Below are 22021 nucleotides of genomic sequence, written 5' to 3' on the forward strand. Positions count from 1 at the left end.
CGGGTAGCAAGACCCGTCCCCCACCTTCGGGGGAAGTCAGACGCGGGGTTTCGCCAGTCGCTTCGTTTGGTACGCTTGGTGATCTTTCCGATGGCCGGCGTCTCGACGCGCCGGCGCGTGGACCCCGCCGATGCCGACCCCCCTCCCGCCCTCTTCTTCGCTGCCGAATGTCCGCGTGTTCGAACTCCAGGCCAGCGATGAGGACCTGCTCCAACGGTTCTACGAGCGGAATCCGCTGTACTTCGAGCAGGTGAACGGCGCCCCGCCCCGTCCCGACGAAGCCCGCGAGGAAATCCGCGACCTGCCGCCCGAGGGCTGGAGTTTCAGTGCCAAACGGTTGCTGGGTTACGCCGACGACGCGGGCGAACTGGTCGCGATGGCCTCGATGGTCTCGGACCTGATGGCACCCCGGGTGTGGCTGGTGGGACTGTTCATCGTCGCCACGTCCCTGCACGGCTCGCCGGCCGCGCGCGAGATCTACGGGGAACTGGAGCGCTGGATGCAGCGCAACGGGGCCCAGTGGGTGCGGCTGGGGGTCGTCGTCGGCAACCAGCGCGCGGAGCGCTTCTGGGAACGCCAGGGCTTCACCGAGGTCCGCCGTCGCGACGGGCTCACGATGGGGCAGCGCGTCAACGAGTTGCGCGTGATGGTCAAGCCGTTGGCAGGCGGCCGGATCGACGACTACCTGGCGCTGGTCCCTCGCGACCGCCCCGGGGAGCCCTGATCAGCCATCCCCCGCCAGAGGGGCGTCAAAGGAACGAAGGGTCCTCACGGACCCTTCGTCGTCATGCCTGCCGGCATGCACATCATCACGGGGCGCCGGCCGTGACCGGCGCCGCGGCGAGGCTTGCTCGCCGACTTACTCGCCGACTTACTCGCCGAGATAGGCCGCGCGCACCTTCGGGTCGTTCAGCAGCGTCTTGCCGTCGCCCTCCATCGTGATCGCGCCCGACTCCATCACGTAGCCGCGGTTGGCCAGTTCCAGCGCGCGGCTGGCGTTCTGCTCGACGAGCAGCACGGTCACGCCCTGCTGGTGGATGTCGTTCACGACCTCGAAGATCTTGTCGACCATGATCGGCGACAGGCCCATCGACGGCTCGTCCAGCAGCAGCAGCTTGGGACGCGCCATCAGCGCGCGGCCCATGGCCAGCATCTGCTGCTCGCCGCCGGACATCGTGCCCGCGAGCTGGTTGCGCCGTTCCTTGAGCCGCGGGAACAGGCCGAAGACCTTCTCGATGTCGGCCTCGATCTCCTTGTCCTTGCGGATGAAGGCGCCCATCTGCAGGTTCTCGGTGATCGTCATGCGCGTGAAGGTGCCGCGGCCTTCGGGCACCATCACCAGGCCCTGCTTGGCCAGGTTCCAGGCGCCCTGGCCCTTGATCGACTGGCCCAGGAACTTCACGTCGCCGACGTTGAGCGGCTGCAGTCCGGTGATGGCCTTGAGCGTGGTGGTCTTGCCCGCGCCGTTGGCGCCGATGAGCGAGACGAGCTCGCCCTCGCGCACGACGAAGTCCACGCCCTTGACTGCCTGGATCCCACCGTACGCGACCTTGAGGCCCTCGACCTGGAGGAGGTTGTTGTCTGCCATCTTTTCGATTTCCTTGGGTCGCGATCAGGGAGCCGCGTGGACTTCTTGCGCCGCATGGGCGCCGAGGTAGGCCTCGATCACCTTGGGGTTGCGCTGCACGTCGGCCGGCGTGCCTTCGGCGATCTGCTTGCCGTAGTCCAGCACCGAGACACGGTCGCACAGGCCCATCACCAGCTTCACGTCGTGCTCGATCAGCAGGATCGTGCGGCCGTCGTTGCGGATGCGGTCAATCAGCTCGCGCAGCACGACCTTCTCGGTCGCGTTCATGCCGGCGGCGGGCTCGTCCAGCGCGATCAGCTTCGGATCGGTGGCCAGCGCGCGCGCGATCTCGAGGCGACGCTGGTCGCCGTAGGACAGCGTGCGCGCCTTGAAGTCGGCGTGCCGGCCGATGCCGACGTAGTCCAGCAGCTCGCGGGCGCGGGCGGTGATCTCGGCCTCTTCCTTCTTGAAGCCCGGCGTGCGCAGCACCGCGCCGATCAGGCCCGAGTGCGTGCGCACATGGCGCCCGACCATCACGTTCTCCAGCGCGGTCATGTCGGCGAACAGCCGGATGTTCTGGAAGGTCCGCGCGATGCCGGTCTTGGCGACCTGGTGCACCGCCTGCGGCTTGTAGGGCTGGCCGCCGAGTTCGAAGGTGCCGCCGTCGGGCACGTAGAGCCCGGTGATCACGTTGAAAAAGGTCGTCTTGCCGGCGCCGTTGGGTCCGATCAGGCCGTAGACCTGGCCCTGCTTGATCTCGATGCCCACATCCGACAGCGCCTGCAGACCGCCGAAGCGCTTGGAGGCGCCGGCCACTTTCAGTACGGTTTCAGTCATTGGTTCTTGCTCCTGGCGCGGGTCAGGTGGCGTTGATCGCATTGCCGGCATTCGCGGGCGGCTGCGCGCCCGGCGGCAGCGGCCGCGACTTGCCGTGCTCCGGCGAGGGCCACAGGCCGCGCGGACGGATCAGCATGATCACGATCATGGCCAGCGCCACCAGCAGCTGGCGCAGGATGGACGCGTCCAGGCGGCCGTCGGTCATCTCCTGCAGCGGACCGGCGACGTAGCGCAGCACTTCCGGCAGCGCGGCCAGCAGCAGCGCCCCCAGGATCACGCCCGGGATGTGGCCGATGCCGCCCAGCACCACCATGGCGACGATCATGATCGACTCCTGCAGGCTGAACGATTCCGGCGAGACGAAGCCCTGGAACGCGCCGAACATCGAGCCCGACACGCCGCCGAAGGTGGCACCCATGCCGAAGGCCAGCAGCTTCATGTTGCGGGTGTTGATGCCCATGGCCTTGGCGGCGATCTCGTCCTCGCGGATGGCCATCCAGGCGCGGCCGATGCGCGAGTTCTCGAGCCGGTAGCAGATCAGCACCGAGCCGACCACCAGCGCCAGGAACAGGTAGTAGTACATCGACACCGAGTTGACGGCGAAGCCGAGGATCTCGTGGTTCTGGCTGAACTCGAAGCCCCAGAAATGGACGCCGTCGATCTGGCCGATGCCGCGCGGGCCGTTGGTGATGTTCAGCGGATATTCCATGTTGTTCAGGAACACCCGGATGATCTCGCCGAAGCCCAGCGTCACGATGGCCAGGTAGTCGCCGCGCAGCTTCAGCGTCGGCGCGCCCAGCAGCACGCCGAACAAGCCCGCCAGCAGCGCCGCCAGCGCGATCGCCAGCAGCAGCGGCAGATGCAGCCCGTTGGGGAAGGCGGCGGCGATGTGCTCGAAGTTCTCCGCCAGGTGCGGGCTGTTGAGCAGCGCGAACAGGTAGGCGCCCACCGCGTAGAACGCGACGTAGCCCAGGTCGAGCAGGCCGGCGTAGCCGACGACGATGTTCAGGCCCAGGGCCAGCAGCACGTACAGCAGGGCCAGGTCGATGATGCGGACCGGGCCGTTGCCGAACTGCTGCGCGAACAGCGGCAGCACCAGCAGCAGCGCGCCGGCGACCAGGAAGGTGATCAGCTTGGAGGATTTGGTCTGGAACATGTACGGCTCCTCAGGCGCGGTCGGCGACGCGTTCGCCCAGCAGGCCGGACGGCCGCAGCGTCAGCACCAGGATCAGCGCGATGAAGGCGAAGATGTCGGAGTAATGGCTGCCCAGCACGCCGCCGGTCCAGTCGCCGAGGTAGCCGGCGCCGATGGCCTCGATCAGGCCCAGCAGCACCCCGCCGACCATCGCGCCGGCCAGGTTGCCGATGCCGCCCACCACCGCGGCGGTGAAGGCCTTCAGACCCGGCAGCACGCCCATGGTGTGCTGCGCGGTGCCGTAGTTGGCGGCCCACATCAGACCCGCCACCGCGGCCAGCGCGGCGCCGATGATGAAGGTCAGCGAGATCACCGCATCGGGCTTGACGCCCATCAGCGAGGCGACGCGCGGGTTCTCCGCGGTGGCGCGCATCGCGCGGCCCATCTTCGTGTGGTTCACCAGGAACAGCAGGCCGCCCAGGATCACGACCGTCGTCACCAGGATCACGATCTGCGTCACCGTGATCACGGCGCCGCCGAGGTGGATCGGGTCAGCCGGCAGCAACTGCGGGAAGGGCTTGGGATTCGGCTTCCAGATGATCATCGCCAGCGTCTGCAGCAGCAGCGACATGCCCATCGCGGTGATCAGCGGCGCGAGTCTGGGCGCGCTGCGCAGCGGCCGGTAGGCGATCTTCTCGATCGTGTAGTTGAGCAAGGTGCAGATCACGACCGCGCAGACCAGCGCGATCAGCATCAGCGCCCAGCCGGGCAGGCCCAGCGACGCCAGCGCCGTGACCACGGTCCAGCTGACGAGGGCCCCCCACCATCAGCACGTCGCCGTGCGCGAAATTGATGAGGTTGATGATGCCGTAGACCATCGTGTAGCCCAGCGCGACGAGGGCATACATGCTCCCCAGCACCAGGCCGTTGATGATCTGCTGAAAAAGTATCTCCATAAGGCCCCAGCATGTAGTTGGACGCGGCTCGCACCGCGTGACGGCGCTTCGGGGTGCAACCCCCGTGCCAAGCGCTGCGTTTCAAGGGTATTCACCGACAAGGTGACATCCGTGCGTACGAGGCGACGTTGTGTTCCCAGTCTCGGCGACGCAACGAGGTGCGGAAATCCGCACAAACCGCCTAGCCAGCCGGGCGATTCCTCGCCAGTCACAAAAAAGCCGCCGCGCCGGGTGCAAGGCGTGCGCCAAGTTGGGCACACTGGGCGTCGATTTTTCGTCTCCCATGCCCTCGGTCGCCTCCTCCTCCTTCCCCTCGACATCGGTCCGCCAGCGGCTGGCGCATTTCCTCGGCCGGCCGACCTTCTACCTCTACCTGACCGGCGTGCTGATGCTGCTGGGCCTGCTGCTGGGCCACCGCTTCAGCGAACGCGCCAGCCTGGACCAGCTCAGCGCGCTGGCCACCGAACGGCTGGAGCTCTACGCGTCCAACCTGCAGACCGAACTCGGCCGCCACGCCTATCTGCCCAGCCTGCTGGCCATCGACGGCGACGTGTCGCGCCTGGTCGAGCATCCCGAGGACGAGGCCCTGCGCAAGGCCGCCAGCCTGCTGCTGGCGCGGGTCAACGTGCGCGCGGGGACGACGCAGATCTTCGTCGCCGATCCGGACGGCCGCGTGCTCGCGGCCAGCGAGCCGCTGACCCCGCCGCTGCGGCTGCAGCAGGCGATCGAGCAGGACCGGCACCACTTCTTCGCCTCCGACGCCGGCCAGACGGGGCTGAGCGGCTCGACCAACTTCTTCCTGCTGCATCCGTTGCGGCGCAACCAGCAGTTGCAGGGCGTGATCGTCGTGAAGCTGAACCTGGCGCCGCTGGAGTCGACCTGGGTGGACCTGGGGCTGCGCTCGCAGGGGGAACGGATCCTGGTCTCGGACGACCAGGGCGTGGTGATCATGAGCTCGGTCGAGGACTGGCGCTACGCCGTGCTGAACCGCGCCGACGCGTCCGAGCGCGACCGCCTGCAGGCCAGCGCGCGTTACCCCAAGGTCGGGCCGGACCTGGGCCTGCCGGGCGCGCTGGAGGCCTACAACAGCCTGCTGGTGCGGGCGCCGGCGCCGGCCAGCGCGACGCTGCTGGCGCAGGAGCGGCAGCTGCTGCCGCTCGGTCTGCGGCTGCTCGCCCTGTCCGACCTGTCGGAAGTGCGGCGCCAGGCACGCCTGGCGGCCTGGAGCGGCGCGGCCTTCGGCGCGGCGATCGGCATGCTGCTGCTCTACCTCGCGTCGCGGCGGCGCGCGCTGCGGCAGCTCTTCCACGCGAAGACCGAATTGCAGAACGCGCATGCGCAGCTGGAGCTCATCGTCGATGAACGCACGGCGGAACTCCGCCAGACCAACGAAGAATTGCTCGACCAGATCGCCCAGCGCCGACAGGCCGAGGGCGAGCTGCTGCAGACCAGCAAACTGGCGGTGCTGGGGCAGATGTCGGCGGGCCTGTCCCATGAAGTGAACCAGCCGCTGACGGCGCTGCGCGCGCTGGCACGGAATTCGCAGAGGTTGCTGGAGGCCGGCCGCACGCAAGCGGTCGCGGACAACCTGCAGACGATGGACGACATGGTCGAGCGGATGGGTCAGATCACGCGCCAGCTCAAGAGCTTCGCCCGCAAGGCGGAGCCCTCGCGCACGGCGGTGTCGCTGCTGGCGAGCGTGAACAACGCGAGACTGCTGCTGGAGCACCGCACGCGTCAGCTGGACCTGCCCGTGGAGGTCGACGTGCCGCCGGGGCTGCGTGTCAGCGCCGAATCCAACCGGCTGGAGCAGGTGCTCGTGAACCTGCTGGCCAACGGCATCGACGCGATCGCGTCGGAGCCGGCGCACGATGGCCACGAACGGCGGCTGCGCGTCGCGGCCGTGCCGACGGACGACGGCCGGCGCGTGCTCGTGCAGGTGCAGGACACGGGACCGGGGCTCAGCGAATCGCTGCTGCCGCGGCTGTTCGAGCCGTTCTTCACCACCAAGCCCGCCGGCGAAGGCCTGGGGCTGGGGCTGGTGATCTCGTCCAAGATCGTCCACGAGTTCGGCGGCGCGCTGCGGGCGCACCGCCTGGACCATGGCATGTGTTTCGAGTTCGACCTGGAGGTCGACACCTGGCAGGCCGAGGAGGGGCAGTATGTTTGAAGGCTACAAGGTCGTGTTCGTCGAGGACGACCTGCCGGTGCGGGTCAGTCTGACCCAGACGCTGGAACTCGAAGGGCTGGCCGTGGTGCCGTGCCGCTCGGCGGAGGAGGCGCTGCCGCATGTGCAGCCCGGCGCGCAGGTCATCGTCATCACCGACGTGCGCCTGCCCGGCATGGATGGACGCGCGCTGCTGGCCCACGTGCAGGCGACCGATCCGCAGATCCCGGTGATCCTGATCACCGCGCACGGCGACGTGAACATGGCCGTGCAGGCGATGCGCAACGGCGCCTACGATTTCATCGAGAAGCCCTTCGCGCCGGAGCGGCTGCTGGACACGGCGCGGCGCGCGCTGGACCTGCGCCTGATCCGCCACTCGGCCGACGAGTTGCGCGCGCAGCTGTCGGCGGCCAGCGGCATCGAGGCGGCGCTGCTCGGCAAGTCGGCCGCGATGCAGCAGTTGCGGCGGCAGGTGCTCAACCTGGCCTCGACCTCGGCCGACGTGATGATCCTTGGCGAGACCGGGACCGGCAAGGAACTGGTCGCGCGCTGCCTCCACGACCAGAGCCCGCGGCGCGATCGCAACTTCGTCGCGATCAACTGCGGCGGCTTGCCCGAAGCGCTGTTCGAGAGCGAACTCTTCGGCCATGAGTCCGGCGCGTTCACGTCAGCGGGCAAGCGCCGCATCGGCAAGATCGAACACGCCAACGGCGGCACGCTGCTGCTCGACGAGATCGAGACCATGCCGGTCGCGCTGCAGATCAAGCTGCTGCGCGTGCTGCAGGAACGTCGTGTGGAACGGCTCGGCTCCAACGAGGAACAGGTCATCAACGTCCGCTTCATCGCGGCGAGCAAGGCCGACCTCAAGGAGATGGGCGAACGCGGACAGTTCCGCAGCGACCTCTACTACCGGCTCAACATCGCCACGCTGGTGCTGCCGCCGCTGCGCGAGCGCCGCGAGGACATCCCGCTGCTGTTCGAGCACTTCGTCGCCCAGGCCTGCAAGCGCTACGAGCGCGACGCGCCCGAACTCACGCCCGAGAAGCTGCGCGAGCTCATGGCCCACGACTGGCCGGGCAATGTGCGCGAGATCCGCAACGCGGCCGACCGCTTCGTGCTGGCCCTCGATGACCTCGATTCATCGGCCGCGATCCAGGCCGTGCCCAACCTGGCACTGGCGCGTCAGATGGAAATGGTCGAGAAAGCACTCATCGAACAGGCGCTGCGGCGATCAGGCGGCAAGGTGCCGGCAGCGATGGAGCTGCTGGGGACACCGCGCAAGACGCTCTACGACAAGCTGCATCGGCACGGGATCCAGCTCGACGATTTCCGCTGAACGCGGACCGCGAGCCCGCTCTTCTTCCCCCTCTCCCGCTTGCGGGAGAGGGCAGGGGGTGAGGGCCAGCGGCGGGGGAAGTACGGAACCCCTCTTCCTTCACACTCTCTGCGTCCGCATGGGAGAAAGATTTTCCCGGCTCCGCCGCGAAAACCCTTCCCCCATACACCGACACAGCACCGCCCTTCGACGGGCGCGCACCGAGGACTTCGGAAGACGTTGTGCGTTCGGCCTTCAGGCGGCCTGACGCGAGGCGAGCGGCGCAGCATCCAGCACCGCCTTCAATTGATCGATCGTCGCGGGCTTGACCAGGTAGGCGCTCGCGCCGCGACGGATCGCCTCGGCAGCATCACCGGGGTCGGACGTGCCGGTGAGCATCACCACCGTCATCGGTCCCTGCAACAAGGCCTCGGTCAGAAAATCCATGCCCTGCCCGTCCGGCAGCGCCCGATCCAGGATCAGGACGTCCGGTCGGTGCTCGGCGATGCGCTGGCGCGCCTCGCGCAAGCTCCCGGCAGTGGCGGCGGAGTAGCCCTCGAGTTCGAGGAGGATGCCCAGCGTTTCGCTGGACTCGAGGTTGTCGTCGACGATGACGGCGTGGGGAGGCATGGCAAACCCTGCGGCAAGAGGTCCACGGAACAAGCCGGCGGGCGCGGCGCGAGCCGGCGCGCGACAAGCGTGCGATGAGGGGAATCGGGGCGACTCGGCAAATGGCGTGCCTCCCTCGGCGACATCCCTCTGGCGGACGGTTCGACATTCTTGCCGCGGTCGCGCGCGGGCATGGGACCCCTCGTCCGTAGGGGGCGGGGACGGATGTTTGCCCTGGGCCTTTCTGACCATAATCCGCGCCTTCGCGGAGAGGGGTTGCGGCAAGTCCGCAACGTGCCCGACCCGCAGTGCGCGCCCGCCTTGTTTGCCGAGCTTCATGACGACGACCGACGCCACGATCGAGACCGACCTGCTCCCCCGCCTGCGCCGCAGCACCGGGCCGCTGCATGACGACATCGAGGCGCTGCTCCGGCTGGAGGCGCCGATGCCGCTCGTGCGCTACGGCCGCATCCTCCGCGGGTTCCACGAATTCCTGCAGCTGTGGGAACCGCGCGCGCGCCAGGCGTTGCCGGAGCGCCTTCGCCCCTGGTTCGACGCCCGTGTGCGATCACCGTTCGCCGCGCGCGACCTCGCCGCGCTGGAGCTGCCCGAGGACGCCGCGGACACCGCGATGCGCGCGTCGGCGCTCGCGGCGCTGCACGGGCTGCGGTTGGATTCGCCGGCGGCGGCCTTGGGATCGCTGTACGTCATCGAGGGCTCGGCGCTCGGCGGCCAGGTGCTGACGCCGAAGCTGCTGGCCGCGCACGGCCTGACCCCCGAGCACGGCGCGGCCTACTTCCACGGCTTCGGGGCCCGGACCGGCGCGATGTGGCGCGAGTTCCGCCAGCTCGCCCAGGCCGAAGCCGGCGGCGCGGAAGACGATCGCATCGCCGCCTGCCACGCGGCGGTGGAGACCTTTCGTGCGCTGATCGCGACCTTCGGGGCGCTGGACGCGCCAGCAACGCCCGCAGCGCCCGCAGCGCCGCCGAGGTCATGATGAATACCGACACGCTGGCCACGTCGCCGACGGACCTGCAGGTCGCGCAGTGCGCGAGCGAGCCGATCCGCATTCCCGGCGCGATCCAGCCGCACGGCTGGTTGGCGGCGGTGGACTGGCGCAGCGGCGGCCTGGTCGCGTTCAGCGAGAACTGGTCGGCCTTGCTGCAGTCCACGCCGGACATGCTGGCCGCGCGCATCGAAGGCGCGCTGGACGCGGTCAGCGGTGTGCGGCCGGGGCTGATCGACGGCGAAGGCCCCGTGTCCTGCGGCACGTTGACGATCGGCGGACGGCGCCTGCACGTGTCGGGCCACCGGCTCGGCGGGCTCGCCTACTTCGAGCTCGAAGCCGACACCGACGACGCCGGCAACCGCGCGCCGATCTACAGCCTGGCGCGACACCTCGTGCCGATGATGCAGCGCACCGACGCGGTGAGCGAACTCTGCCGCATCGTGGTCGCGGAGATGAAGCGGCTGACCGGCTTCGGCCGCTGCCTGGCCTACCGCTTCGACGCGGACGGCCACGGCGAGGTGCTCGCCGAAGCGATCGACCCCGGCTACGACGCCTACGCCGGCCACCGGTTCCCGGGTTCGGACATTCCGCCGCAGGCGCGCGAGCTCTACCGCATCAACCACATCCGGCTGATCGCCGACGCGCACTACGAGCCGGTGCCCGTGCGCTTCGTCGACGGGCGCGACGGCACGGCGCTGGACCTGTCGCAGGCCGCGCTGCGCAGCGTGTCGCCGGTGCACCTCGAGTACATGCGCAACATGCGGACGCTGGCGTCGATGTCGGTGTCCATCATCGTGGACGGGAAGCTGTGGGGACTGGTGTCCTGCCACGACCACGCGCCGCGCCAGTTGTCCTGGCAGGCGCGCATGGCCTGCGAGCACCTGGGCCAGCTGCTGTCGCTGCAGATCGAGGCCAAGGAAGAGAACGAGCAGGTCACCGAGCAGTTGCGGCTGCGTCAGCAGACGCTGGCGATCGTGGCGCACCTGTCCGACAGCGACGCCACGCTGCAGCGCCTGGTCGAAGAACCCGGCCCGCTGCTGCGCCTGGCGCGCGCCACCGGCGCCGCCGTGATCCTCAACGACAGCTGCTGGGCCGTCGGCGAGACGCCGGACCACGCCACGCTGCTGGCACTCGGCCAATGGCTGGGCAACCGCATCGACCAGGTCTGGCACAGCGACCGGCTGCCGGTGGAAGCGGCGTCGCTGGGCAACGAGGCAGACAACCGGGCAGACAACGAGGCAGACAACGAGGCCGGGAACAAGGTGGGCAACCCGCTGGGACCGACGGCGGGGCTGCTGGCGATCTCGATCTCCAAGCTGCATCGGCATCACATCGTCTGGTTCCGGCCCGAGATCGTCCAGACCATCCTCTGGGCCGGCGACCCGCGCAAGGAATCGGCCATCGGCGAAGACTCGCGGCTGCATCCGCGCCGCAGCTTCGCCAGCTGGAAGCAGCAGGTGAGCGGCCGGTCCCTGCCCTGGACGCCGGGCGAGATCCACGCGGTGCAGGAACTGCGGCAGGCGCTGATCGGCATCGTGCTGCGGCGCGCCGAGGAGATGGCCGAGGTCGCGATGGAACTGGGCCGCGTCAACAAGGAGCTGGAAGCCTTCTCCTACACCGTGTCGCACGACCTGCGCGCGCCGATGCGCCACATCGCGGGCTTCGTCGACCTGGTGCTGGAGATGGAGGGCGGCGCGCTGTCCGAGCGTTCGCGGCGCTACCTGGCGCATGTGAAGGAAGCCTCCGCGCATGCCGGCCAGCTGGTGGATGCGCTGCTGGACTTCTCGCGCATGGGGCGCTCGGCGATCAAGCCCGGCTCGATCAACACGGACCACCTGATCGACGACCTGATCGCGGAGCAGAACACGCTGAACAAGGACCGCCGCATCGAGTGGGCCGTGTCACGCCCGCTGCCGCGGCTGTGGGGCGATCCGATCCTGCTGCAGGTCGCCATCCGCAACCTCGTCACCAATGCCGTCAAGTACACGCGGCCGCGCGATCCGGCGCGCATCGAGATCACCGGCTTCGAGACCGGAGACGGCGTCGGACTGAGCATCTCGGACAACGGCGTGGGTTTCCAGATGAAGTACGTGAACAAGCTGTTCGGCGTGTTCCAGCGCCTGCACCAGACCGAGTCCTTCGAAGGCACCGGCATCGGCCTGGCGAGCGTGCGACGCATCGTCGAACGGCACGGCGGCCACGTCGAAGCCTGGGGCGAGGCCGACCGCGGCGCACGCTTCCGCTTCACGCTGCCCACCCGCGAGATGGCGGAAGCGCAAGCCATCGATCCCGCCCCCGGCCACGGGGCATTCCCCCTGACGATGCCGCCGTGACCGCCTTCGAGCGATCGGTCGGCACCGGCAACACCCTTCTCTGACCCCCAGCCCCCCGAACGCCATGCTCAAGCCCATCCTGCTTGTTGAAGACGACGCCCGCGATCTTGAACTGACGCTGGTTGCCCTCGAACGCAGCCAACTCGCCAACGAAGTGATCATCGTGCGCGACGGCGCCGAGGCGCTGGACTACCTGAACCGCGAAGGCGTCCACGCGGACCGCGCCGAGGGCAATCCGGCCGTCATCCTGCTGGACCTGAAACTGCCGAAGGTGAACGGGCTGGAGGTGCTGAAGGCGGTCCGCGCCACGGAACGGCTCAAGAGCATCCCGGTGGTGATGCTGACCTCGTCGCAGACCGAGTCGGACGTGGTGCACAGCTACGAGCTCGGGGTGAACGCGTATGTCGTGAAGCCGGTGGAGTTCAAGCAGTTCGTCGCGGCGATCGCGGACCTGGGCGTGTTCTGGGCCGTGCTGAACGAACCGCCGCCCGGATCGCTGCGCGCCACGCGCCGCTACGAATGAACCATGACTGAGACGTCACCGCCGCCCGACGACGCGGGTTCGCCGCCGCTGGAGATCCTGCTGCTGGAGGACTCGACCTTCGACGCGGAGCTGCTGCTCGCGTCGCTGGAGACGACGCATCCCCGCGCGCGGGTGACCTGGGTGAAGGACGAGCCTCAGCTGCTGGGCGCGCTGGAGACGCAGCGCTTCGACCTGATCCTGTCGGACTACCAGTTGCCGGGCTTCACCGGGGCGGAGGCGCTGACGCTGGCGCAGCAGCTGGTGCCGGAGACGCCGTTCATCTTCGTGTCGGGCGTGATCGGCGAGGAGAACACGGTGGAGCTGCTCAAGCGCGGCGCCACCGACTACGTGATGAAGGGCCGGCTGACGCGGCTGCCGGTCGCGATCGACCGCGCGCTGCGCGAGGTGCGCCAGCGCGAGGCGCAGATCCAGGTCGAGGCGCAGCTGCGCGAGGCCGACGCGCTGTATGCGCGGGTCGTCGATTCGCTGCAGGACCACGCGGTGATCCTGCTGGACACCGAGGGCCGCATCCGCGACTGGAACCGCGCGGCGGGGACGATCTTCGGCCACGCGCTGGACGACGTGCTCGGCATGTCGGCGGAGATCCTGCTGACGCCGGAGGACCGCGCGGCAGGCGTGCTGGAGAACGAGCTGGCGCTGGCCCTGACGCAGGGCGCGGCGCGCGACGACCGCTGGCTGATGCGGCAGGACGGCACGCGGCTGCGCGCCGAGGGCGTGGTGACGCCGCTGTTCAGCGCGGCGGGCGTGACGACGGGGTTCTCGAAGATCATCCGGGACACGACGCCGGCCTACGAGGCGCAGCAGGCGCTGCGACAAGGCAAGGAAGAAGCGGAGCGCGCCAACGAGCTCAAGGACCAGTTCCTCGCGGTGCTGTCGCACGAGCTGCGCTCGCCGCTGAGCGCGATCACGGGCTGGGCGGACATCCTGACCAATTTCTCCGACGCCCATCCGCTGCTGGGCAAGGCCTCGACGGTGATCCGGCGCAACGCGCAGCTGCAGGCGCGGATGATCAACGACCTGCTCGACATGAGCGCGGTCGTGGCCGGCAAGCTGATGCTGCAGACGACGCCGATGGACCTGGCGGCACTGGCAGCGGACTCGGTGCTGGGCGCGCTGCACGAGGCGCAGGGCAAGGGCGTGGCGCTGAACTGCCATGCGGCGGCACCGGTGTGGATCCCGGGCGATGCGCAGCGCCTGTCGCAGGTGATCACGAACCTGATCGGCAACGCCATCAAGTTCACCGAGAGCGGCGGCAGCGTCGACGTGCAGGTCGAGGTCGAGGACGGCTGCGCGCTGCTGCGCGTGCGGGACACGGGCCGCGGCATCTCGCCGGAGTTCCTGCCCTTCGTCTTCGATCGGCTGCGGCAGGAGGACGGCTCAAAGACGCGCAAGGTCGGCGGCCTCGGCCTGGGCCTGGCGATCGCGCGCGCGATCGCGCAACTGCACCAGGGCCGCATCAGCGCCGACAGCCCGGGGCCGGGCCGCGGGGCGGTCTTCGAGCTGCGCCTGCCGATGCTGGCGGAGCAGGCCCTGGCGCCCTCGCCATGCGCGGAGCCGGTGGAGTTGTCGGAAGACACGCTGTCGGGCGTTCGGGTGCTGCTCGTCGACGACGAGGAGGACGCGCGCGAGGTCGGCCAGGTGGCGCTGAGCCGCCTGGGCGCGAAGGTCAGCGTGGCGACGAGCGCGGCGGAGGTGCTGTCGCGCCTCGAAGAAGGCGAGGAGCACTACGACCTGCTGGTGTCCGACATCGGGATGCCGGAGATGGACGGGCGCTCGCTGATCCGCGCGGTGCGGCAGCTGCCGGGAGGCAGCCCCGACAAGCTGCCGGCGGTGGCGCTGACGGCCTTCGCGATGGTTGCGGATCGCCAGGAAGGCCTCGCGGCCGGGTTCCAGGGCTACGTGGCCAAGCCGATCGAACTGGCCGCGCTCACGCGCGCAGTGCAGGAGGCGCTGGGGCGCAAGGCGGGCGGGGATTGAGGGTCAGCGTCGCGGGCCGGCTGCGCTGAGCGCCCGCTGCCTGCGGGGACGGACGGGCTCCGAGGGTCGACGCGGCTGCAACGTGGGGCGGCACAGCGCTTGCACCGCCATGTACTTGGCTCCAGTCACCCTACCCGCTCGCTTGAGCATGAAGTAGAGGTCGAGAAGCGTTCGATCAAATGGAGACACGGATTTGTGCATGGCAATTCACTTTGAAAAGACGACCGTCCTCGATCTCCGTCTCGCGTTGATCGAGGCTCAATGACAGAAATTCTTTGACGGCGTCTCGGCAATGCAGCTCCCTCGCGGTGCTGATGTTGCTCAGATCGCTCTTCGCGAAACCGTAAACGAAGAGCCAAGTCTCGAATTCCGGTTTGGCGACGATCGTCCGGAAACCGCCACGCTTTCCTTGACCGTTTCGGGCAATGCGCTTCTTGAACAGCGCGCCCCCGAGGTTCGCGTCGATCAAACCCTGTGTCATCTCCAAAACGGCCCGACAGAGATCGTCATCTTTCCAACCCTTGATCTCGCATCCAACGGCGAAACCTGCGCGCGACATACACCGTCACATCGACCTCCACGCAGCACTGCGATGAACCTCAGTGCCGGGTCTTGCGTGCGAACGATTCGTTCTGAAGGCGGCCCACTCATGGGGGGTGGGTGCGCACCCATGTCGAGCCTCTTGAGCGTCTCGACAGGTTCCAGTCTGCGCACCTACTGGAACCAGTTGCGTTTGCCTCCACGAGTACTGATTTAGCGGATCGCGCTTTTTCCGGCGGAGGCAGAGACTACGTCCCAGGTGCTCGAAAACACCTTTGCATGAGACGGGCGGCCGCTCCGATAAGCGGTCAACTCATTCCTTCTCGGGCTCGATTCCGAGGGCGAGATGGGTCGTTCCGTGAGGGCGGCCGCACGTGTCTCATGCCGTGTTTTCGACATCTCGCCCACCCCGATGGCACATGGACATGAGCCTTCCCGGTGGATCCCTCTGCCCTCCGAAAGGAAGACGTCATGTCTGTTGAAGTTACCCATCAGCAAATCGCGACCACGGGCCATCTGCTATCCCGTGAAATCGCTTGGCGCGCCGTTGAGAAGGCGTGCGAGCTCCCGCCGTCGGACCCTCCGGGCGACAGCATCCGCGTGGCGCCGTTCTGGCCCGAACGCGCGCCGATCCTCGATCGCCGCCCGCTGGAGAACGAGTTCGACGTGATCCTCGAGCTCATCTCGGACCACGCGTCGGTTGACGGTCCGCACGAAGTGCAACGCCCCGACCGCGTCGGCGCTCGCTGCTTCCTCGCGAACCGTCGCATGACGACGCGCTCTGCGCTGATCAGCCTGCGCGAGCGCCTCATCCAGATGTCGGCGTTGAGCAAGGCGACTCAGGTGCCGCTGGGCGCCGCCAACTCGGAGGCTGGTCACCTCAATGCGATGACCGCGGACATGGTCCACGAAATGTCCACCCTGCTGACCGTCCTGGAAGTGGCCATCCATGAGGAGCACTTCTTCCAGGTCCTGACCATGGAAGGACCCGAGCACTGAGAGCGAACCCCGGCCGCCGCTCGACCGCGTTTGAGATCGCAGATTGCGATCTCAAACATCGGCGGCCGGTATCGGCTGCGCGATTGACTATTCGATTGACTGCTCGAACTCAGAACTTAGATCTCGGCCGCACCAGGCTCGGCACGGCCAGCAGGACGATCAACACCGCCTCGAAGAGATCGAAGGCGAACGGCCCTTCTGACGCGTACAGCTCCATCACGTGGCGCCAGCCGAAGAAGGCGATGCTGAGCGCATACAGCACCAGCAGCAGCACCGCGCCAACACGGCGCACCGGTTGCGGCACGAGCAGCATGATCAGCAGCCCCGCCAGCACACCCGCCGGCACGAGCGCCCAGAACGGCGGCGACGCATACGTGAACGCGTAGGCAAAGAGCCGGAAGCAGATAACGGCGATGACTGTCAGCGTCAGCAGCACCGTGAGCAGCACGCGAAGGGCCTTGAGGAGCGCCTCGAGCGACTGCGTTTCCTGATTCATGAACTCATCCTGATGCCGATTGATCGAGCACCGATTGTGACGCCACGGCCCCTGCCCTCGGCTCAAGGGCACGCCACAAGCGGAACGGGCCGCGCCCCTTTCGAAGCGCGGCCCGCGATCAGCGGATGTCGTTGCGGACGTCGGTCCCGATCAGAACCGCTGCGACTGCATGTAGTCGTCGAAGCCCGCTTCCGCGAAGCGGAACCACAGGTTCTGGTCGCGCCGGAAGTTGGCGTAATCCTCGTAGACCTTCTTCCAGTTCGGGTTCTTCGCCGACAGCTCCGCGTACAGCGCCATCGACTCCTTGAACGCCAGGTCCATCGTGTCCTTCGGGAAGCGCATCAGCTTGGTCTTGGCCGCCACCAGCTGCTTGAGCGCCTGCGGGTTCAGCACGTCGTACTTGGCCTGCATGTCCACGTGCACGTACGCGGACGCCGCTTCCACGATCGCCTTGTACTCGGGCGACAGCCCTTCATAGGCCTTGGTGTTGATGAAGAAGTCCACCTGCGGGCCGCCCTCCCACCAGCCGGGGTAGTAGTAGAACGGCGCCACCTTGTTGAAGCCCAGCTTCAGGTCGTCGTACGGTCCGACCCATTCCGCGGCGTCGATCGTGCCCTTCTCCAGCGCCGAATAGAGCTCGCCGCCCGGCAGGTTCTGCGGCACGCCGCCCATGCGCTCGATCACCCGGCCGGCGAAGCCGCCGATGCGGAACTTCAGGCCCTTGAAGTCCGCCGCCGACTTGATCTCCTTGCGGTACCAGCCCGCCATCTGCGCGCCGGTGTTGCCGCCGGGGAAGTTGATGATGTTGTAGTTCCGGTAGAACTCGCGCATCAGCTTCAGGCCGTTGCCGTGGAAGGTCCACGCCGTCATCTGCCGCGAGTTCAGCCCGAACGGGATGGACGCGCCGATCGCGAAGGTCTCGTCCTTGCCGAAGAAGTAGTACGGCACCGTGTGCGCGATCTCGACCGTCGCGTTCTGCACGCCGTCGACCACGCCGAAGGCCGGCATCAGCTCGCCGCCCGCGTGCACGCTGATCTGGAACTTGCCGCCGCTGAGCTCGCTGACCTTCTTGGCGAAGACCTCGCCGCCGCCGTAGATCGTGTCGAGCTGCTTGGGGAAGCTCGACGCCATCCGCCACCGGATGTTGGCCTGCGCATGCACGATGGCCGGGGCCGCACCCGCGGCCAGCACGCCGGCCAGGCCGGCATTCTTGACGAACGAACGACGCTCCATGAAGTCTCCTTTTTCGTTGGTATGGAGCACCCTCCTGGGTGCCCGAGCGAAAGCAGGATTAACTACTGGAGGGCTGGCGTCAACCTGACAAGCCCTGGGGAAGCCTCAGGCGCCAGCGAGCTTCATGTTCTCCAGCAGGATCGACCCCACCGTCTTGCTGCCCAGCGTGTAGGTGTCGGCGCCGATGCCCACGATCTGCTTGAACATCTCCTTGACGTTGCCCGCGATCGTGATCTCGTTGACCGGGAAGGCGATGACGCCGTTCTCGACCCAGTAGCCGCTCGCGCCGCGCGAGTAGTCGCCGGTCACGTAGTTGACGCCCTGACCCATCAGCTCGGTGACGAACAGGCCGGTGCCGAGGCGGCGCAGCATCGTCGGCAGATCGTCGCCGGGTGCCGTCGCCTTGCTGCGCATCGTCAGGTTGTGCGAGCCGCCTGCGTGGCCCGTCGTGCGCAGGCCCAGCTTGCGCGCCGAATAGGTCGACAGGAAGTAGCCCTTGAGCACGCCCGCCTCGACCACGGTGCGGGCCTTGGTGACCACGCCTTCGTCGTCGAAGGGCGAGCTGCCCTTGCCCTTGACGATGTGCGGATCCTCGACCACCTCCACATGCGGCGACAGGATCTGCTGGTCCAGGCTGTCGAGCAGGAAGCTCGCGCGGCGGTAGAGCGCGCCGCCGCTGGTGGCCTGCACCAGCGCGCCCAGCAGGCCGGCCGCGACCGGGGCCTCGAACAGCACCGGCACGCTGGCCGTCTTGACCTTGCGGCCCTTCAGCCGCGCCAACGCGCGCTCGGCGGCGTAGCGGCCGATCGATTCCGCGGACGAGAGATCCGCCGCGTCGCGCATCGAGCTGTACCAGGCGTCGCGCTCCATGCCCGCGCCACGGCCGGCGATCGGCGCCACCGACACGGAATGCCGCGAGCTCGCATACCCGCCGCGGAAACCGCGCGAGTTGCCCGAATAGAAGTGCGACTGCTGCGCCGAGACCGCCGCGCCTTCCGAGTTGGTGATGCGCGCGTCCGTCTTCAGCGCGGCGTCCTCGCAGCGCAGCGCCAGCTCGGCGGCCTGCTCGGCGGTGATCGCCCACGGATGGAAGAGGTCCAGCGACGGCCGCGCCGCTTCGTCGAGCGACAGGTCCTGCTCGTCCGGCAGGCCGGCGAATTCGTCCTCGGCCGTGAAGCGCGCGATGTCGTAGGCGGCGCGCACGGTGTCCTTCAGCGCCTGCGGCGAGAAGTCCGAGGTGCTCGCGTTGCCTCTGCGCTGGCCCAGGTAGACCGAGATGCCCAGCGACTTGTCGCGGTTGCGCTCGACGTTCTCGAGCTGACCACGCCGCACCGACACCGACATGCCGCTGCCTTCGGAGACTTCCGCGCCGGCGTCGCTGGCGCCCTGGCGTTTGGCCTCGGCGAGCACGTCCTCGATCAACTGGCGGAAATGGTCCTGGCTGTAGGCGAATCCTTGCTCGGCTTGACTGATGAATGCGGTCTCTTTGGAAAGCAGCGCGGCCTGGGGGAATCCGAGGCCGCGGCGGGGTGGCGACTATCATACGGGCGCTGTGCCCCGCCCTTCCGGTCGGGGCTTCTCGCTTTCTTCCCCTCATGAACGCCGACCACGACGACCACGACGACCGCGCGGACTTCGACGACTTCGAAGACGACCGCCCCAGCAAAAGCCAGCTCAAGCGCGACATGGACGCGCTGCAGGCGCTGGGCGAAGAACTGCTCACGCTGCCCGAGAAGCGCGTGGCCGCGCTCGACCTGCCGGAATCGCTGCTCGACGCGATCAAGGAAGGTCGCCGCATCGTCGCCGGCACCGCCCGCAGCGGCAAGAAGCGCCACCTGCAGCTGATCGGCAAGCTCATGCGCCAGGTCGATCCCGAACCGATCCGCGAGGCGGTCGCCGAGTTCAAGCTCGGCCGCGCGCAGGACTCGCTCGAACTGCACCAGGCCGAGCGCTGGCGCGTGCGACTGGTCGAGGACGACAACGCGCTGCAGGGCTTCCTCGACGCCTTCGACGAGGTCGATACCCAGCAGCTGCGCAGCCTGATCCGCGCCGCCCGCAAGGACCGCGCCCTGGCGCCCGAGCAGCGCAACGGTCGCGCCTGGCGCGAGCTGTTCCAGTTCGTGAAGGGCCACGTGCTGGCGGGCAAGGGCGACGCGGCCGGCGACACGGAAGCGGCCGGCGAGGATGACGATGAGTGAGCCCGCGGCCCTGCCGGCCGACGGCGCGGCGCTGCCGCCGCCGGAGCCGGTGCGCATCGGCATCGTCTCGATCAGCGACCGCGCCTCCAGCGGCGTCTACGAGGACAAGGGCCTGCCCGCGCTGCAGGACTGGCTGCGCTCGGCGCTGATCAACCCGATCGAGTTCCAGCCACGGCTGATCCCCGATGAACGCGAACTCATCGCGCGCACGCTGCGCGAGCTCGTCGACGAGACGCGCTGCGACCTCGTGCTCACCACCGGCGGCACCGGCCCCGCGATCCGCGACGTCACGCCCGAGGCGACCGTGGACGTCGCCGACCGCGTGATGCCGGGCTTCGGCGAGCAGATGCGGCAGATCTCGCTGCGCTTCGTCCCGACCGCGATCCTGTCGCGCCAGGTCGCGGTGATCCGCGGCCAGGCGCTGATCATCAATCTGCCGGGCCAGCCCAAGGCCATCGCCGAGACGCTGGCCGGCCACGAGGCCGCCAGCGGCATCTTCGCCGCCGTGCCGTACTGCATCGACCTGATCGGCGGCCCCTACCTTGAAACACGCGACGCGATCTGCGCCGCGTTCCGTCCCAAGACCGCCCAACGGCCCAAGCGCCCGGGCTGACCACCCCCGCGGCCTCCACGAGGGGCCTCCACAAGAAGCAAGCACTGAGCAACACCCCATGAAGATCACCAAGGACACCATCGCCACCGTCGAACTGAAGGTCGCGAACAAGCTCGGCCAGATCATCGAGAAGACCGATGAGCCGATGGCGCTGCTGATCGGCGGCTACGGCAACACGCTGCCGGTCGTCGAAGCCGCGCTGGAAGGCCAGGAGAAGGGCTTCGCCACCACGATCGAGCTGACGCCCGAGACCGGCTTCGGCGAGCGCGACGAGAGCCTGCTGATCACGATCCCGAAGAAGGACTTCCCGCCCGGCGTGAAGGTCGGCGGCCAGATCCAGATCCGCCAGGCCAAGGAAGGCGAGGAAGAGCCGGCGGCCGACGACGGCTTCCATGTCTTCACGGTCGTGAAGGTCAAGGGCGACACCGTGCACCTGGACGGCAACCACCCGCTGGCCGGCCAGCACCTGAAGATCAGCGTCAAGGTCACGGACGTCCGCGCCGCGTCGCAGGAAGAGATCGAGCACGGCCACGCGCACGGCGCGCACGGGCATCACCACTGATCGCCATCCAAGCCCTCACGATGGGGGCACTCTGAAGAACGAAGGGCGCCATCGGCGCCCTTCTGCGTTTCCGCCCGGAGCGGAAGCGAATCAGCTTCCGCTGATCACTTCACCAGCCGCGACAACTCCGCCGCGTCGAAGTGCTCGCCCTGCTGCGCGCCTTGCGGCACGCAGTCCTTGCGCTCTTCCTCGGACAGCTTCGCGATCGCCTGCCACAGCAGCGCGATCTGGTGCTCCTGGGTTGCGGCGTTGTCGATCAGGCCCTTCATGGCCAGCGCCACCGGGTCGTCGCCCTGCGTCACGCCGTAAGCCGAGAAGCCCATGCGCGCCGCCGCCTCTTCGCGTCTGGCATCGAGCTTGGCCTCGATGACGCGGGCCGGATTGCCGACCGCCGTCGCGCCCGGCGGCACCGGCTTGGTGACCACCGCGCCGGAGCCGACGCGCGCGCCCTCCCCGACCGTGAAGCCGCCGAGGATGCAGGCATTCGCGCCGACGATCACGCCGCGCTCCAGCGTCGGGTGCCGCTTGGCGCCCTTCACCAGCGAGGTGCCGCCCAGGGTCACGCCCTGGTAGATCGTGACCTCGTCGCCGATCTCGGTCATCTCGCCGATGACGACGCCCATGCCGTGGTCGATGAACACGCGCCGGCCGATGGTCGCGCCGGGGTGGATCTCGATGCCGGTCAGGAAGCGGCCGACGTGGGAGGTGAACCGTCCCAGCCAACGCAGGCCACGGAGCCAGAACCAGTGCGCACAGCGATGCACCACCAGCGCGTGCAGACCCGGATAACAGGTCAGCACCTCCCAGGCCGAGCGGGCGGCGGGGTCGCGTTCGAGGATGCAGGCGATGTCTTCGCGAAGACGCTGGAACATGGTGGGGGGACCCGATGGCAGCCCGCGAGGGGCTGGAGCTGAGGGTCGGCCAGTTTAGC

General features: G+C 68.3%; 20 protein-coding genes and 1 pseudogene. 11 read left to right on the forward strand and 10 right to left on the reverse strand.

The window, feature by feature from the left end:
- The first annotated feature begins 130 nt into the window (after nt 1–130).
- On the forward strand, nt 131–724 hold the full coding sequence (locus ACFJIX_RS27580; RefSeq protein ID WP_377155877.1) for a GNAT family N-acetyltransferase: 594 nt from the start codon (nt 131–133) through the stop codon (nt 722–724).
- 147 nt (nt 725–871) lie between these two features.
- Here ACFJIX_RS27580 and ACFJIX_RS27585 read toward each other — a convergent pair whose 3' ends face one another.
- The 4 genes and pseudogenes from ACFJIX_RS27585 to ACFJIX_RS27600 form a co-directional block, all read right to left on the reverse strand.
- On the reverse strand, nt 872–1588 hold the full coding sequence (locus ACFJIX_RS27585; protein ID WP_377155879.1) for an ABC transporter ATP-binding protein: 717 nt from the start codon (nt 1586–1588) through the stop codon (nt 872–874).
- A gap of 24 nt (nt 1589–1612) precedes the next feature.
- Nucleotides 1613–2404: an ABC transporter ATP-binding protein gene (locus ACFJIX_RS27590; RefSeq protein WP_377155881.1), complete on the reverse strand. Its 792-nt coding sequence runs from the start codon at nt 2402–2404 to the stop codon at nt 1613–1615.
- A 22-nt stretch (nt 2405–2426) separates the two neighbouring features.
- Nucleotides 2427–3560, reverse strand: a complete 1134-nt coding sequence (locus ACFJIX_RS27595) for an ABC transporter ATP-binding protein (RefSeq protein WP_377155882.1) — start codon at nt 3558–3560, stop codon at nt 2427–2429.
- 10 nt (nt 3561–3570) lie between these two features.
- Nucleotides 3571–4495 (reverse strand): annotated as a pseudogene (locus ACFJIX_RS27600) (branched-chain amino acid ABC transporter permease).
- Nucleotides 4496–4778: 283 nt separating this feature from the next.
- On the opposite strand from ACFJIX_RS27600, the gene ACFJIX_RS27605 reads away from it, so the two are divergent.
- Both ACFJIX_RS27605 and ACFJIX_RS27610 read left to right on the forward strand, forming a co-directional pair.
- Entirely contained in the window at nt 4779–6665 is a 1887-nt protein-coding gene (locus ACFJIX_RS27605; protein ID WP_377155884.1) for an ATP-binding protein, read from the forward strand.
- On the forward strand, nt 6658–7998 hold the full coding sequence (locus ACFJIX_RS27610) for a sigma-54-dependent transcriptional regulator (RefSeq protein WP_377155886.1): 1341 nt from the start codon (nt 6658–6660) through the stop codon (nt 7996–7998). The genes ACFJIX_RS27605 and ACFJIX_RS27610 overlap by 8 nt, the downstream gene beginning before the upstream one ends.
- Nucleotides 7999–8232: 234 nt before the next feature.
- On the opposite strand, the gene ACFJIX_RS27615 is transcribed toward ACFJIX_RS27610, so the two are convergent.
- Entirely contained in the window at nt 8233–8607 is a 375-nt protein-coding gene (locus ACFJIX_RS27615) for a response regulator (RefSeq protein WP_377155888.1), read from the reverse strand.
- Nucleotides 8608–8923: 316 nt separating this feature from the next.
- On the opposite strand from ACFJIX_RS27615, the gene ACFJIX_RS27620 reads away from it, so the two are divergent.
- The 4 genes from ACFJIX_RS27620 (at nt 8924) to ACFJIX_RS27635 (ending at nt 14449) form a co-directional block, all read left to right on the forward strand.
- The gene (locus ACFJIX_RS27620) at nt 8924–9583 is read left to right on the forward strand and encodes a biliverdin-producing heme oxygenase (protein WP_377155890.1); all 660 of its coding nucleotides are present in this window, start codon (nt 8924–8926) and stop codon (nt 9581–9583) included.
- Complete coding sequence (locus tag ACFJIX_RS27625) at nt 9580–11928, forward strand: ATP-binding protein (protein WP_377155892.1); 2349 nt, start codon at nt 9580–9582, stop codon at nt 11926–11928. Before ACFJIX_RS27620 ends, ACFJIX_RS27625 begins: the two co-directional genes overlap by 4 nt.
- Nucleotides 11929–11992: 64 nt before the next feature.
- The gene (locus ACFJIX_RS27630) at nt 11993–12451 is read left to right on the forward strand and encodes a response regulator (protein ID WP_377155894.1); all 459 of its coding nucleotides are present in this window, start codon (nt 11993–11995) and stop codon (nt 12449–12451) included.
- Between the two features lie 3 nt (nt 12452–12454).
- The gene (locus tag ACFJIX_RS27635; RefSeq protein ID WP_377155896.1) at nt 12455–14449 is read left to right on the forward strand and encodes a response regulator; all 1995 of its coding nucleotides are present in this window, start codon (nt 12455–12457) and stop codon (nt 14447–14449) included.
- Between the two features lie 175 nt (nt 14450–14624).
- Here ACFJIX_RS27635 and ACFJIX_RS27640 read toward each other — a convergent pair whose 3' ends face one another.
- Complete coding sequence (locus ACFJIX_RS27640) at nt 14625–15008, reverse strand: type II toxin-antitoxin system RelE/ParE family toxin (protein WP_377155898.1); 384 nt, start codon at nt 15006–15008, stop codon at nt 14625–14627.
- Between the two features lie 419 nt (nt 15009–15427).
- Between ACFJIX_RS27640 and ACFJIX_RS27645 the strand changes: the two genes are divergently transcribed.
- Nucleotides 15428–15988, forward strand: a complete 561-nt coding sequence (locus ACFJIX_RS27645; protein ID WP_377155899.1) for a hypothetical protein — start codon at nt 15428–15430, stop codon at nt 15986–15988.
- 109 nt (nt 15989–16097) lie between these two features.
- Here the strand turns inward: ACFJIX_RS27645 and ACFJIX_RS27650 are convergent, their stop codons facing one another.
- The 3 genes from ACFJIX_RS27650 to pmbA all read right to left on the reverse strand — a co-directional run bounded on the left by ACFJIX_RS27650 (nt 16098) and on the right by pmbA (nt 19190).
- Complete coding sequence (locus tag ACFJIX_RS27650; RefSeq protein ID WP_377155901.1) at nt 16098–16484, reverse strand: hypothetical protein; 387 nt, start codon at nt 16482–16484, stop codon at nt 16098–16100.
- Nucleotides 16485–16634: 150 nt separating this feature from the next.
- Complete coding sequence (locus tag ACFJIX_RS27655; RefSeq protein ID WP_067270047.1) at nt 16635–17717, reverse strand: TRAP transporter substrate-binding protein; 1083 nt, start codon at nt 17715–17717, stop codon at nt 16635–16637.
- A 105-nt stretch (nt 17718–17822) separates the two neighbouring features.
- The gene (pmbA, locus tag ACFJIX_RS27660; RefSeq protein ID WP_377162023.1) at nt 17823–19190 is read right to left on the reverse strand and encodes a metalloprotease PmbA; all 1368 of its coding nucleotides are present in this window, start codon (nt 19188–19190) and stop codon (nt 17823–17825) included.
- 122 nt (nt 19191–19312) lie between these two features.
- Here pmbA and yjgA point away from each other — a divergent pair, with 122 nt between their 5' ends.
- The 3 genes from yjgA to ACFJIX_RS27675 are packed head-to-tail and all read left to right on the forward strand — an operon-like array spanning nt 19313 to nt 21090.
- Nucleotides 19313–19915: a ribosome biogenesis factor YjgA gene (gene yjgA, locus ACFJIX_RS27665; protein WP_377155903.1), complete on the forward strand. Its 603-nt coding sequence runs from the start codon at nt 19313–19315 to the stop codon at nt 19913–19915.
- Nucleotides 19902–20528, forward strand: a complete 627-nt coding sequence (mog, locus tag ACFJIX_RS27670) for a molybdopterin adenylyltransferase (protein WP_377155905.1) — start codon at nt 19902–19904, stop codon at nt 20526–20528. The genes yjgA and mog overlap by 14 nt, the downstream gene beginning before the upstream one ends.
- 58 nt (nt 20529–20586) lie before the next feature.
- Nucleotides 20587–21090, forward strand: coding sequence for a peptidylprolyl isomerase (locus tag ACFJIX_RS27675; RefSeq protein ID WP_331617172.1), 504 nt, complete (start codon nt 20587–20589; stop codon nt 21088–21090).
- A 104-nt stretch (nt 21091–21194) separates the two neighbouring features.
- Here the strand turns inward: ACFJIX_RS27675 and cysE are convergent, their stop codons facing one another.
- Complete coding sequence (gene cysE / locus ACFJIX_RS27680; RefSeq protein WP_377155907.1) at nt 21195–21962, reverse strand: serine O-acetyltransferase; 768 nt, start codon at nt 21960–21962, stop codon at nt 21195–21197.
- Nucleotides 21963–22021: the final 59 nt, after the last annotated feature.

Source organism: Roseateles sp. UC29_93, assembly GCF_042695725.1.
Lineage (GTDB): Bacteria > Pseudomonadota > Gammaproteobacteria > Burkholderiales > Burkholderiaceae_C > Roseateles > Roseateles noduli_A.